The sequence below is a fragment of the Castellaniella sp. WN genome, from assembly GCF_054457555.1.
This window is the reverse complement of sequence record NZ_JBTKZC010000001.1, coordinates 1,599,296-1,611,426: the sequence shown is the minus strand read 5'-3', so window position 1 is coordinate 1,611,426 and position 12,131 is coordinate 1,599,296. Positions and strand designations below refer to the sequence as shown.

At 67.7% G+C, this 12,131-nt stretch carries 12 protein-coding genes; 1 reads left to right on the top strand and 11 read right to left on the bottom strand.

Annotation, left to right across the window (positions count from 1 at the left end):
- Positions 1–119 precede the first annotated feature (119 nt).
- The 11 genes from ACTPOE_RS07525 to ACTPOE_RS07475 all read right to left on the bottom strand — a co-directional run bounded on the left by ACTPOE_RS07525 (position 120) and on the right by ACTPOE_RS07475 (position 9,760).
- Positions 120–893 carry a hypothetical protein gene (locus ACTPOE_RS07525; RefSeq protein WP_458871595.1) on the bottom strand — a complete coding sequence of 258 codons (774 nt, stop codon included), beginning with the start codon at positions 891–893 and terminating at the stop codon, positions 120–122.
- Between the two features lie 20 nt (positions 894–913).
- Entirely contained in the window at positions 914–1,885 is a 972-nt protein-coding gene (locus ACTPOE_RS07520; RefSeq protein WP_458871593.1) for a branched-chain amino acid ABC transporter permease, read from the bottom strand.
- Positions 1,882–2,769, bottom strand: a complete 888-nt coding sequence (locus tag ACTPOE_RS07515) for a branched-chain amino acid ABC transporter permease (protein WP_458871592.1) — start codon at positions 2,767–2,769, stop codon at positions 1,882–1,884. Before ACTPOE_RS07515 ends, ACTPOE_RS07520 begins: the two co-directional genes overlap by 4 nt.
- Positions 2,770–2,853: 84 nt before the next feature.
- Complete coding sequence (locus ACTPOE_RS07510) at positions 2,854–4,059, bottom strand: ABC transporter substrate-binding protein (RefSeq protein ID WP_458871590.1); 1,206 nt, start codon at positions 4,057–4,059, stop codon at positions 2,854–2,856.
- 64 nt (positions 4,060–4,123) lie between these two features.
- Positions 4,124–4,834 carry an ABC transporter ATP-binding protein gene (locus ACTPOE_RS07505; RefSeq protein ID WP_458871589.1) on the bottom strand — a complete coding sequence of 237 codons (711 nt, stop codon included), beginning with the start codon at positions 4,832–4,834 and terminating at the stop codon, positions 4,124–4,126.
- 58 nt (positions 4,835–4,892) lie between these two features.
- On the bottom strand, positions 4,893–5,675 hold the full coding sequence (locus tag ACTPOE_RS07500; protein WP_458871588.1) for an ABC transporter ATP-binding protein: 783 nt from the start codon (positions 5,673–5,675) through the stop codon (positions 4,893–4,895).
- 179 nt (positions 5,676–5,854) lie between these two features.
- Positions 5,855–6,493, bottom strand: a complete 639-nt coding sequence (nth, locus tag ACTPOE_RS07495) for an endonuclease III (protein ID WP_458871587.1) — start codon at positions 6,491–6,493, stop codon at positions 5,855–5,857.
- Positions 6,490–7,155, bottom strand: a complete 666-nt coding sequence (locus ACTPOE_RS07490) for an RnfABCDGE type electron transport complex subunit B (protein WP_458871585.1) — start codon at positions 7,153–7,155, stop codon at positions 6,490–6,492. Before ACTPOE_RS07490 ends, nth begins: the two co-directional genes overlap by 4 nt.
- A gap of 163 nt (positions 7,156–7,318) precedes the next feature.
- Complete coding sequence (locus ACTPOE_RS07485; protein WP_458871584.1) at positions 7,319–8,536, bottom strand: polyhydroxyalkanoate depolymerase; 1,218 nt, start codon at positions 8,534–8,536, stop codon at positions 7,319–7,321.
- A gap of 235 nt (positions 8,537–8,771) precedes the next feature.
- Positions 8,772–9,098, bottom strand: coding sequence for a ferredoxin FdxA (fdxA, locus tag ACTPOE_RS07480; protein ID WP_458871583.1), 327 nt, complete (start codon positions 9,096–9,098; stop codon positions 8,772–8,774).
- A gap of 158 nt (positions 9,099–9,256) precedes the next feature.
- Positions 9,257–9,760 carry an NAD(P)H-dependent oxidoreductase gene (locus tag ACTPOE_RS07475; RefSeq protein ID WP_458871582.1) on the bottom strand — a complete coding sequence of 168 codons (504 nt, stop codon included), beginning with the start codon at positions 9,758–9,760 and terminating at the stop codon, positions 9,257–9,259.
- Positions 9,761–9,867: 107 nt separating this feature from the next.
- Between ACTPOE_RS07475 and ACTPOE_RS07470 the strand changes: the two genes are divergently transcribed.
- Complete coding sequence (locus ACTPOE_RS07470) at positions 9,868–12,063, top strand: RelA/SpoT family protein (RefSeq protein WP_458871580.1); 2,196 nt, start codon at positions 9,868–9,870, stop codon at positions 12,061–12,063.
- Positions 12,064–12,131: the final 68 nt, after the last annotated feature.

Sequence of the window (12,131 nt, the reverse complement as noted above, 5' to 3'; positions counted from 1 at the left end):
ACCGCTTGCAGGCGGCTCCGTGGGGGCGCCTGGCAGGTCGGAGCGGCCCGCAGGCCGCGACGTGGGGGAGTTGCTCTGGTTTGCGGAAGTTTTGGCCTTGGTTCGGTCCGGGTCTTGGCTCAGTCCGGCCGGGCCTTCGGATCGATCCGCAGCGATTCGATCGCCAGGCGGTGGCCGGTCCGCTTCAGCGTCACGTCCACCGAGCCCCCTGTCGGGCAGCAATTCGCGTCCCCCTCGCGGTACAGCCAGGCCTGGGCCGAGAGGCCGCCGAGGTTCAGGTTCACGCCCTTGTCGATGGAAGTACCGCGCGGGATTCGCTTTTGCAGGCCGGACTCCCAGCAATGGGTGTCCAGTCGTGTCCAGTGGTCCCGCTCGAAGAGGAAGGTGTCGTTGTCGTCGAAGGCGCCGGTGCCGCTGACGGAGACCGGAAGTTCCAGCAAAGTGTCTCGACCGGCGGTCTCGATCGAGGGAGCGCCGGCGCGCAGGTCGGGCTCGTCCAGGCGGGTCAGGAAGCGGCTGATCCGGCCGTCGGCGCGGTCTTCCAGGAACAGGGCGGCGCCCCGCAGTTCGCAGGCGCCGGCGGCGGCTTCCGGTCCCAGGCAATAGAGCGCGTAATGGGTCATGGTGGCGCCGACCGTGCCGATGATGCCGGATTCGCCGATGCGGCAGGCCGGCGGGTCTGTTTCGTCCACCGACATCGCCAGTTCGCGGCAAGTCTGCGCCAGTGCGACGTCCAGGCCCTCGGCGAAAGCGACGGCGGGGGCCTCGGTCACGGGCCGGCCCGTGACCGCGTCGATCGGTCCGCAGGCCATCTCGTCCGCCTGTGCAAGACCCGCGCCCATCGCCAGGGCGATCCAGCTCGCCAGGAGCAGGGCGCGTGGACAGTCTGTCATGGTGGGGCCCGCGTTGTGGCTCAACCCGTCTTGTGCTGCCGCCAGGCCATCCACTCGCCGACGATGCCGCGCCGGAAGGCGAGCACGCAGACGATGAAGATCAGGCCGATGACGATGGTGACCGATTCGCCCAGGACGCGGAACCATTCGATGCCGGTCTGTTGCATCAGGAAGCGGCCGAACTCGCCGACCTTGTTTTCCAGGGCCACGACGATGACCGCGCCCAGCACAGGACCGGTGAGCGTGCCCATGCCGCCGATCAGCGTCATCAGGATCACCATGCCCGACATCTGCCAGGTGGCGTCCGACAGCGTGGCCGAGACGAACACCAGCGACTTGGTGGCTCCGGCCAGTCCGGCGAGCGTGGCCGAGAGCACGAAGGCCAGCAGCTTGAAACGGTCCACGTCGTAGCCCAGCGAGATCATGCGCGGCTCGTTCTCGCGGATGGCCTTCAGGACCTGGCCGAAGGGCGAGTGCACGGTGCGCCAGATCAGAGCGTAGCCCAGCACGAAGATCATCAGCACCACGTAGTACAGGTTGATGTCCCGGCTCAGGTCCAGCCCCAGAATGCTGCCGCGCGGGATGCCTTGCAGGCCGTCCTCGCCGCCGGTGAACGGCGCCTGCAGGAAGTAGAAGAACTGCATCTGGGCCAGGGCCAGGGTGATCATGGCGAAATAGATGCCACTGCGCCGGATGGACAGCAGCCCGAAGACCAGGCCCAGCACGCCGGCGGCCACCGTGCCGAAGAGCAGCCCGCCCAGCGTGGGCCAGCCCCAGGCGGTCAGCGACTGGCCGCAGGCGTAGGCGGCCAGTCCCAGGAAGGCGGCGTGGCCGAAGGACAGCAGTCCGGTATAGCCCAGCAGCAGGTTGAAGGCGCAGGCGAACAACGCATAGCACATGACCTTCATGATGAAGATCGGATAGCCGCCCAGCGCGGGCAGCGCCGCCAGCAGGACCAGGGCGGCCAGATAGGCGATCAGTTGTCGATTCATGATTCCTTCCCGAACAGCCCGGCCGGGCGGGTCAGCAGTACGATCACCATGATGATGAACACCACGGTGCTGGAGGCCTCGGGCCAGAAGACCTTGGTGAAGCCTTCGACGACGCCCAGCCCCAGGCCGGTGACGATCGAGCCCAGGATCGAGCCCATGCCGCCGATGACCACCACGGCGAAGACGACGATGATCAGGTTCGAGCCCATCAGCGGCGAGACCTGCAGGATGGGCGCGGCCAGCACGCCGGCGAAGCCCGCCAGTCCGACGCCGAAGCCGAAAGTCAGCGAGATCATCAGCGGCACGTTCACCCCGAAGGCCTCGACCAGCTTGGGGTTCTCGGTGCCGGCGCGCAGCAGCGCGCCCAGGCGGGTCTTCTCGATGACGAACCAGGTCAGCAGGCAGGCCAGGATCGAGGCCACGACGACCCAGGCGCGGTAGATGGGCAGGAACATGAAGCCCAGGTTCACGCCGCCCTGCAGCAGGGCCGGGGTGCTGTAGGGCTGGCCGGAGACGCCGTAGAAGCTGCGGAACAGCCCCTCGATGAGCAGGGTCAGGCCGAAGGTGAGCAGCAGCCCGTAGAGGGGATCGAGCTTGTAGAGGCGGCGCAGCAGCAGGCGCTCGAGGACGATGCCGAACAGGCCCACGACCACAGGGGCGGCGACGAGCATCACCCAGTAGTTCAGGCCCAGGTATTGCAGGCCCATCCAGGCGACGAAGGCGCCCAGCATGTAGAGCGCGCCGTGGGCGAAGTTGATGATGTTGAGCAGGCCGAAGATGACGGCCAGCCCCAGAGAGAGCACGGCGTAGAACGAGCCGTTGACCAGGCCCAGCAGGAGCTGGCCGAGCAGGGCCTGGAGGGGAACACCGAAAAGTTGTGTCATAGGGCTGCGGCGGAATCGGGCGGAAGGGGTGATGCGGATCGCGGATCCCCGCCCGGGGGCGGGGATCCGGCGTTCATGCGCCGCTTACTTGAGTGCGCAGGTGGATGTCGATTCCGCGCCGAAGACCGCTTCGGCCGGCAGGGTGCGCACGATGTTGTAGTAGTCCCAGGCCGCCTTGGACTGGTCGGGTTTCTTCACTTGGGCCAGGTACATGTCGTGCATCGTCAGGCCGTCCTTGCGGATGTGGCCGTTCTTGATGAACATGTCGTTGATCTTGACGCTCTTGAGTTGCTTCATGACGGCGTCCCCGTCGTCGGTGCCGGTGGCCTTGACGGCTTCCAGGTAGGTCTTGGCGGCGGAATAGTCACCCGCCTGCAGGAAGGACGGCGCCCGGCCGTGCTTCTCGAAGAAACGCTTGGACCAGGCGCGCGAGGCGTCGTCCTGGTTCCAGTACCAGGCGGTCGTCAGGTACAGGCCGGCGGTGTTCTCCAGGCCCAGGGCGTGGACGTCATTGATGAACACCAGCAGGCCCGCCAGCTTCATGGTGTTGGTGACGCCGAATTCCTTGGCGGCCTTGACGGAGTTGATGAAGTCGCCACCCGCGTTGGCCAGGCCGAGGACCTGCGCGCCGGAGCTTTGCGCCTGCAGCAGAAAGGAGGAGAAGTCCGTCGTGGCCAGCGGCGCGCGCACGGCGCCCAGGTTCTTGCCGCCCGATTTCTCCACGACCTTCATCGTGTCCTGTTCCAGCGAGTGGCCGAAGGCGTAGTCGGCCGTCAGGTAGAACCAGGACTTGCCGCCTTCGCGCACCACGGCCGAGCCGGTACCGTTGGCCAGGGCGACGGTGTTGTACGCGTAGTGAATGGTATAGGGCGTGCATTGCGCATTGGTCAGCGCCGAGGAGCCGGCCCCCACCACCAGGAAGGGTTTCTTCTTTTCGGCCGCGACGGCGGCCATGGCCAGCGCGGTGGCGGAATTGGTGCCACCGATCAGCATGTCCAGATGCTGCTGGTCGAACCATTCGCGGGCGCGGGCCGAGGCGATGTCGGCCTTGTTCTGGTGGTCGGCGGTCAGCAGTTCGATCTTCTTCCCGTTGATCTCGCCCCCCATGTCGGCGATCGCCATGCGGATCGCGTCGGCGCCGGCATTGCCGTCGATGTCCGCATACACGCCGGACATGTCGGCGATGAAGCCGATGCGGATCACGTCGTCTGAAATCCCCGCGGCTTGGGCCGAGAGACCGAAGCCCAGGCCGGCAACGGCCAGCGCGGCGGATAGGGTACGCAGTTTCATGGGAAGTCTCCTGTATGTGCCGGTTGTGCCGGCGAATCAGTGAAAAGAGGGAAGCGGGCGTCGGTCAGACGCCCAGCAGGCTGTCGAGGGTGGACTGTTTTTCCTGGAGCTGGCTGGCGGGGAATTGTTCGACGATCTGGCCGTGTTCCATGACGTAGAAGTGGTCGGCCAGGGGCGCGGCGAAGCGGAAGTTCTGTTCGACCATGACGATGGTGTAGCCCTTGGCCTTGAGGGTGCGGATCATGCGGTCCAGCGCTTGTACGATGACCGGGGCCAGGCCTTCGGAGATTTCGTCGAGCAGCAGCAGGTTGGCCCCGGTGCGCAGGATGCGGGCGACGGCCAGCATCTGCTGTTCGCCCCCGGACAGGCGGGTGCCCGGCGAGTGGCGCCGTTCGAGCAGGTTGGGGAACATGTCGTAGATCTCGGCCAGCGACATGCCCCCGCCCAGGGTGTCGCCCACGGTGGGCGGCAGCAGCAGGTTCTCCTCGCAGGACAGCGAGGCGAAGATGCCGCGCTCCTCCGGGCAGTAGCCGATGCCCAGGTGCGCGATGCGGTAGGTGGGCAGGTGGATCGATTCGGTGCCCCGGATGCGGATCGAGCCGGTGCGCCGGCTGGTCAGGCCCAGCAGCGCGCGCAGCGTGGTGGTGCGCCCGGCGCCGTTGCGCCCCAGCAGGGTGACGACCTGACCGGGCTCGACGCGCATGTCCACGCCGTGCAGTACATGCGATTCGCCGTACCAGGCGTGCAGGTCGGAGATTTCGAGTGCGGCGCTCATTGGATTGTCCTCCGCGCGATGCGCTCCGGAATTTGCGCTTGGGAGCGGCCCGGTGTGCTCATGCGTGGGCTCCTTCGAGTTCGCCCTGGGTGGTGCCCATGTAGGCTTCCATCACGGCGGGGTTGTTCGAGACGGCGGCGTAGTCGCCTTCGGCCAGCACGGCGCCGCGCGCCAGCACGGTAATGCGGTCGGCGATGGAGGAGACGACTTTCATGTTGTGTTCGACCATCAGGATGGTGCGCCCGGCGCCGACCTGCTTGATGAGGCGGGTGACGCGATCGACGTCCTCGTGACCCATACCCTGGGTGGGCTCGTCCAGCAGCATCAGGCTGGGCTCCATGGCCAGGGTGGTGGCGATTTCCAGGGCGCGCTTGCGGCCGTAGGGCAGGTTCACGGTCATCTGGGAGGCGAAGTCGGCCAGATCGACTTCGGTGAGCAGTTCCATGGCCCGGCCATCGAGGTGGCGCAGGCTGGATTCGCTGCGCCAGAAGTGGAAGGAGGTGCCGGTGGCCCGCTGCAGGGCGATGCGCACGTTGTCGAGCACCGTCAGTTGCGGGAAGACGGCCGAGATCTGGAAGGAGCGGATGATGCCCTTGCGGGCGATTTCCGCCGGCTTGTCGCCGGTGATTTCCTTGCCGTCGAAGAAGATCTGGCCCTGGCTGGGCACGAGGAACTTGGTGAGCAGGTTGAAGCAGGTGGTCTTGCCCGCGCCGTTGGGGCCGATCAGCGCGTGGATGTGGCCGCGCCGGATCTTCAGATCCACGGAATCCACGGCGGTGAAACCTAGAAAGGTTTTCGAGAGTCGGCGGGTTTCGAGAATGATGGTGGGTTCTGTGCCCATGATGCCCTGTGTCCAATGTCGCAGTGCGGCGCCCGATGGCGGAATGCTTCAAGTATGGAACGGTCTCGGCCGTGGCTCCATAGGGGTTTTACAGAGTTGCCGCCGCGTCGTCCGGATATTGCGGTGCAATAACGAGGCTCGGCGGCCCGGGCGCCGGCCCTGCCGAAGTCAGTCCGGAGTCAGTCGAGGCGGGTCTTGTCCGGATAGTCGCACAGGTCGGCGATCGGACATTGGGGGCATTTCGGCTTGCGGGCCACGCAGACGTAGCGTCCGTGCAGGATCAGCCAGTGGTGGGCATCCAGCAGGTATTCCTTCGGCACCCGGCGCAGCAGCGCCTGCTCCACGGCCAGCACGGTCTTGCCCGGGGCGATGCCGGTCCGGTTGGACACGCGGAAGATGTGTGTGTCCACGGCCATGGTGGGCTGGCGGAAGGCCGTGTTCAGTACCACATTGGCGGTCTTGCGGCCGACGCCGGGCAGGGCTTCCAGGTCTTCCCGGCGGTCGGGAACCTGGCCACCGTGCCGTTCCAGCAGCAGTTCGCAGGTGCGGATGACGTTGCGCGCCTTGGTCTTGTACAGGCCGATGGTGCGGATCGCCTCGGTCAGCCCTGGTTCGCCCAGCGCCAGCAGGCCTTCGGGCGTGCCGTGCTCGGGGAAGAAGCCGTGGGTGGCCAGGTTCACGGAACGGTCGGTCGCCTGGGCCGAGAGCATGACGGCCACCAGCAGCTGAAAGACGCTGCCGTATTCCAGCTCGGTCCTGGGATGGGGGTTGGCTTCGCGCAGGCGGCGGAAGCATTCATCGATGGCGGCGCGTTTCATGGGCGTCGGGCGCGCGCCCGGGCCAGGGCCTGGGCGATGCGATCCTGCTTGTCGTGGGGGTCGGGGGCGGCCAGGACGGGCTTGTTGGCCAGCGTGCGCGCGGCGGGGCCGGCGGCCTCGTCGTGGCGCGACCGCAGCCGGGCGTTGCGCGCCTGGTAGCGTTGGCGGGCGGCGTCGGCGTCGTCCGCCGTCCAGTCGCGGCCGGCGGGGATCATGGAGATACAGTCCACGGGGCAGGGCGCCACGCAGCGCTCGCAGCCGGTGCAGTCGGCCTCGATCACAGTGTGCATGCGCTGGTTGGCCCCGAGGATGGCATCCACCGGGCAGGCCTGGATGCACAGGGTGCAGCCGATGCAGTGAGCTTCGTCGATGAGCGCCACCCGGAAAGGCTGGTGCGTGCCGCAGGCGGGATCCAGGGGACGCGCCGGGCGGTTCAGTGCACGCGACAGGGCATCGATGACGCGCGGGCCGCCGGGCGGACAGCGGTTGGTGTCGGCCTGTCCCTCGGCCATGGCCTGGGCGTAGGGGCGGCAGCCGTCATAGCCGCATTGCGTGCATTGGGTCTGCGGCAGCAGGGCGTCGAGAGTGTCGGTCAGTGTGGGCACGGCGGGCGGAAACGCACAGGGGACGGCGCGAGCCGTCCCCGGGAAACGGGCTTGCATTCAACCGGATCGCGTCGTTGGTTCGCCTCGCCGTGCAAGAGCACTGTCTTCGGCTTTCCACCTCGCCGCTTGCAGGCAGCCCGGATTCGACAGGCATGGAATAGTCCGCAGGGACTATTCCATATCCAGCCTCATCCTGGTGCTCCGGCCGAATGCAGGCCCGTTAAGCATGCGATCGGATGAAGGAAGATATTTTAGGACAGATCTGCTGGCGCCAGCGGCGCCCGGAGAAGATGCCGTAGTGGCCGCAGTCGGATGCGGTATGGATTTCCCGCATGGAGGGGGCCAGATTGGCGCACAGGTGGTGGGCCGCGTGCGTCTGGCCCTGGCCGGAGATGTCGTCCAACTCGCCCTCGATGGTCAGCAGGGCGGTCTTGCGGATGGCGGCGGGATCGACCCGTTCGCCATCGATCGTCCAGGTGCCGCGCGGCAGGCGGAATTCCTGGAAGACGGTGCGGATGGTGTCCAGGTAGAAACGGGCCGGCATGTCCAGCACGGCATTGTATTCGTCGTAGAAGCGGCGGTGGGCTTCCGCATCGCTGTCGTCGCCGCCCAGCAGGTGCAGATAGAAGTCGTAGTGGGACTTCACATGCCGGTCCGGATTCATGGCGACGAAGCCGGCGTGCTGCAGGAATCCGGGGTAGACCAGCCGGCCGGCGCCCGGATAGCGGGACGGCACCCGGTGGATCAGGTTGTCCTCGAACCATTCGTAGGGTTTGGTCGTGGCCAGGCGGTTGACCTGGGTGGGCGATTTGCGCGTGTCGATGGGGCCGCCCATCATGACCATGCTGCGCGGCTGACAGGAGTCGCCGGCCGAAGCCAGCAGGGAAATCGCGGCCAGGACCGGCACCGTGGGCTGACAGACCGAGATCACGTGGGTGTCGGGACCCAGGTGGCGCAGGAAGGTCTGGACGTAGCGAACGTAGTCGTCCAGGCCGAAGGTGCCTTCGGCCGCCGGCACCATGCGGGCGTCGATCCAGTCGGTGACGTAGACCTCGTGGTCGGGCAGCAGGGTGCGCGCCGTGTCGCGCAGCAGGGTGGCATGGTGCCCGGACAGGGGCGCCACCAGCAGCACACGCGGATCATGGCGGCGGGTGTCGCGGCGGAAATGCACCAGGCGGCAGAAAGGCTGGGCCAGGGCGATGTCCTCGTGCACGGCGACCTCGCGCCCGCCGATCTGGGTGGATGGCAGGTTCCAGGCCGGTTTTTCGTAGTCCTTGCCCACGCGGTGGGCAAGCTCGTAGGCGGCGGCGAACTGCCGCGACAGCGGAGTGTAGGCCAGCGGACTGTAGGGGTTCGAAAACAGGCGCGAACCGGTTTCAGTGAAAGCCGTGAAGGGGGCGAGGATTGAGCGCTGAAGCTCGTGCAAGTCATACAGCATGGGTTGCGTTCCCGTCGGTCTGGTCCGGCGCGGGTCGCGCGCCGGAGTATCGGTCATCCGGATCTAAAGTACCGGTAATCATGAAGGGACGCTACCGGACTTTCCCGTATATGAGTCATATACGGCCGGAATGTGGGGTTTTACAGACGGATCGGACGCAGGCGCCCGCCCGGCGGAGGCGGGCCTGGTATTCTGCTTGATTGGTTCATGCACTCGGAAGCGGTCGAACAGGACACTAGGGGCGTTCCAGGTACTTGAGCTTGTCGGCGACGCCGTTCCAGTCGTCGGCCCCGTCCAACGGGCTGCCGGAGCGGTTGATGGGCTTGAAGGTCGGCGACAGTTCGGCGTTCAGAGGGATGTAGTCGAGCTGGTCCTGCGGAACGTCTTCCTCGGCGAAGATGGCGTTGGCTGGGCACTCGGGCACGCAGACGGCGCAGTCGATGCATTCCTCGGGGTCGATGACCAGGAAGTTCGGCCCTTCGCGGAAACAGTCCACGGGACAGACATCGACACAGTCGGTGTATTTGCACTTGATACAGTTTTCGGTGACGACGTGGGTCATGAGCACTCCGGGCTTGCAGACAGGGACCTTGAAACGGGCCAGTGGGGATTTTACCGAATTTATCAGGGAGAACCCGAAGATCCCGTGTGGTGGGTAGGGCTGGCGCCGCAAGCGGACGGGCCGCCGGCGGCTCCGCCCGGGAAGGTGTCGCGGTTGCGCTACAGCAACAGGGCGGCCAGGGTGCCGCCCAGTTCGGCGCCGCGCGCCAGCCAGTCATCGGGTACGGTCTTGGGCGCCAGGATGGCTTCGGGCGTCTGGGCCCGCATGGGTACGATCAGGGTCGGCGCGACGGCCTTCAGGCGCCAGCCGGTGCAGATGCGCTCGAGCTGCCGGCGGGCGCCGTCGCCGTCGGAGCCGGCAGTGATGAGGGCGCCGTAGGGCCGGCCGTTGATCCGGTCCAGCACGTGGTAGTAATTGCGGTCCAGGCACTCCTTCATGGCGCCGCTGAGCGCCGCCAGGTTTTCCGGCGCGGCGAACAGGTAGCCGTCGGCGGCGAGCAGGTGCTCGGCCCGTACGGTATCGGCGGGGCGTACCTGCAGGTCGAAGCGGTCGCCCGCCCCGAGTTCGTCGGCCACGGCTTGCGCGCCGGCGGCGGCCGCCTGGGCCATCTGACGGGCGGCGCCGGTGCGGGAATGCCAGATGATCAGCAGTTGGGTCGTCATGGGGTGCATTCCTGCTCGTTCCTGCGGGGACGGACTCACTCAAGTAGTATAGAGGCTCAGAGTCTGGAGGCCCGGTTCGAAGGCCCCGTTTCCCCTGGTCCGGCGTCATGAGTGTCCCCCCGCAATCCGCTTCCGCAGATCCTTTCGGCCCCGAGTGGTTCCAGGCCGCCCGCGGCGGACTCGACGACGCGGGCGCGGCGATCCTGCGCCAGGCGGCCGAGTGGGTGCGCGAATCCCTGCGCGGCGCGCGGGCCAGCACGGGCGAAGCCCTGGACGCGCACGCCGCCGCCGTGGTTCTGATCCTGCGCGACCTGGATTCGGACGCGGCCACCCGCGCGGCGGCCCTGCTGGCCGTGCAGCCGGTGCCGGCGGGCGAAGTGTCGCGCACCGACCCGTTGCACAAGGCCTTTGGCCCCGAGGTCACCACCCTGGTCCAGGGTGTGCGCGCCCTGCTGCGCCTGGGCGTTGTCGCGGGCCGGGCCGGCGACGTGTCCGGCACCGACCAGAAGGAAATGCAGCGCAAGATGCTGCTGGCCATGGCGGCGGACCTGCGCATCGTGCTGATGCGGCTGGCCTCGCGCCTGCAGTCGCTGCGCTGGCACGCGGCCAGCCGCACGCCCTGTCCGCCGGAGTTCGCCCGGGAAACCATGGCGCTGTACACGCCGTTGGCCAACCGCCTGGGGATCTGGCAACTGAAATGGGAAATGGAGGATCTGTCCTTCCGTTTCCTGGAGCCGGACACCTACAAGACCATCGCCCGGCAGCTGGAGGAGAAACGCGCCGAGCGCGAGGCCTTCATCGAGGACGTGATGGCGCGTCTGCGGACGGCGCTGGCCGAGGCCGGCATCCGGGCCGAGCTCAGCGGCCGGCCCAAGCACATCTACAGCATCTGGAACAAGATGCGTATCAAGCACCTGGAATTCCGCCGGCTGTTCGACCTGCGCGCCCTGCGGATCATCGTCGAGGACGAGCGGGCCTGCTACGCCGCGCTGGCCCTGGTGCATGCGCTGTGGACGCCGGTGCCCGAGGAGTTCGACGACTACATCGTCCGTCCCAAGCCCAACGGCTACCGTTCCCTGCATACCGTGGTGGCCGACGCCGAAGGCCGGGCCTTCGAGGTTCAGATCCGCACCCGCGACATGCACCATTTCGCCGAATACGGGATGGCGGCCCACTGGCGCTACAAGGAGGCCGGAGCCCGGGGCGGCCAGGTCTCCGCCGCCGGCGAATACGACCAGAAGATCGCCTGGATGCGCCAGCTGCTGTCCTGGAAGGACGAGGGCGGGGCCGCGCCCGCGCCCGAGGCGCGGGCGGACGCGCGCATCTACGTGATGACGCCCCAGGCGCGCGTGCTGGAACTGCCCGCTGGCGCCACGCCGGTGGACTTCGCCTACCTGCTGCACACCGACCTGGGCCACCGCTGTCGGGGCGCCCGGGTCGACGGCCAGATCGTGCCCCTGTCCACCCCCCTGCGCACGGGCCAGACGGTGGAAATCATCGCCGCCAAGTCCGGCGGTCCCTCGCGCGACTGGCTCAACCCCCAGCTGGGCTACCTGGCCAGCCCGCGCGCGCGGGCCAAGGTCCGGGCCTGGTTCAATGCGATCGAGTTGCAGCAGCGCATCGCCCAGGGCCAGGCCTTGGTCGAAAAGGAACTGCAGCGCCTGGGCCGTACCGCCGTCAACCAGGAACACCTGGCCCAGCAGCTGGGCTTCGCCCGCGCCGATGATCTGTATGTCGCGGCGGCCAAGGAAGAATTCAGCCTGCGGCAGATCGATCACGTCCTGCGCGAGCCCGAGCCGGCCCGCGAGCAGCCCGACGAGGCTCGCGTCTACGCCAGCGACGCCGGCAGCGTCGCCCGCACGGGCAAGAGCGGGGTGCTGGTGGTGGGGGTCGATTCCCTGATGACGCAGCTGGCGCGCTGCTGCCGGCCGGTGCCGCCCGACGCCATCGAGGGTTTCGTCACGCGCGGTCGGGGGGTGTCCATCCACCGCAGCGACTGCCCGTCCTGGGCGGCCCTGGTCCAGCGCCACCCGGAACGCTGCATCGAGGTCGCCTGGGGCCGGACCGGCCAGGCCGTCTATCCCGTGGACCTGAGCATCCATGCCCAGGACCGGCCCAATCTGCTGCGCGACCTGTCCGAAGTCTTCGCGCGCCTGCGGCTGCGGGTGGTGCGCGTCACGACCCACAGCCGCCGCTCGCTGGCGCACATGGTGTTCACCGTCGAGGTGCGCGACGGCGAGCAGATCCGCCAGGCGCTGGCCGCCGTCAACGAACTGTCCGGAGTCCAGGCCGGGCGGCAGTGAGCGCGCCGGTCCGCCCCGGCCGCGGACTCCCCCTTGGGTGAAAGGGGGCGCGGCGGCCGGGGGCACTC

Excerpts from the sequence above, each read along its gene's own strand:
- ACTPOE_RS07525 (WP_458871595.1), bottom strand. The coding sequence starts at position 893 with ATGACAGACTGTCCACGCGCCCTGCTCCTGGCGAGCTGGATCGCCCTG.
- ACTPOE_RS07520 (WP_458871593.1), bottom strand. The coding sequence starts at position 1,885 with ATGAATCGACAACTGATCGCCTATCTGGCCGCCCTGGTCCTGCTGGCG.
- ACTPOE_RS07515 (WP_458871592.1), bottom strand. The coding sequence starts at position 2,769 with ATGACACAACTTTTCGGTGTTCCCCTCCAGGCCCTGCTCGGCCAGCTC.
- ACTPOE_RS07510 (WP_458871590.1), bottom strand. The coding sequence starts at position 4,059 with ATGAAACTGCGTACCCTATCCGCCGCGCTGGCCGTTGCCGGCCTGGGC.
- ACTPOE_RS07505 (WP_458871589.1), bottom strand. The coding sequence starts at position 4,834 with ATGAGCGCCGCACTCGAAATCTCCGACCTGCACGCCTGGTACGGCGAA.
- ACTPOE_RS07500 (WP_458871588.1), bottom strand. The coding sequence starts at position 5,675 with ATGGGCACAGAACCCACCATCATTCTCGAAACCCGCCGACTCTCGAAA.
- nth (WP_458871587.1), bottom strand. The coding sequence starts at position 6,493 with ATGAAACGCGCCGCCATCGATGAATGCTTCCGCCGCCTGCGCGAAGCC.
- ACTPOE_RS07490 (WP_458871585.1), bottom strand. The coding sequence starts at position 7,155 with ATGCAAGCCCGTTTCCCGGGGACGGCTCGCGCCGTCCCCTGTGCGTTT.
- ACTPOE_RS07485 (WP_458871584.1), bottom strand. The coding sequence starts at position 8,536 with ATGCTGTATGACTTGCACGAGCTTCAGCGCTCAATCCTCGCCCCCTTC.
- fdxA (WP_458871583.1), bottom strand. The coding sequence starts at position 9,098 with ATGACCCACGTCGTCACCGAAAACTGTATCAAGTGCAAATACACCGAC.
- ACTPOE_RS07475 (WP_458871582.1), bottom strand. The coding sequence starts at position 9,760 with ATGACGACCCAACTGCTGATCATCTGGCATTCCCGCACCGGCGCCGCC.
- ACTPOE_RS07470 (WP_458871580.1), top strand. The coding sequence starts at position 9,868 with ATGAGTGTCCCCCCGCAATCCGCTTCCGCAGATCCTTTCGGCCCCGAG.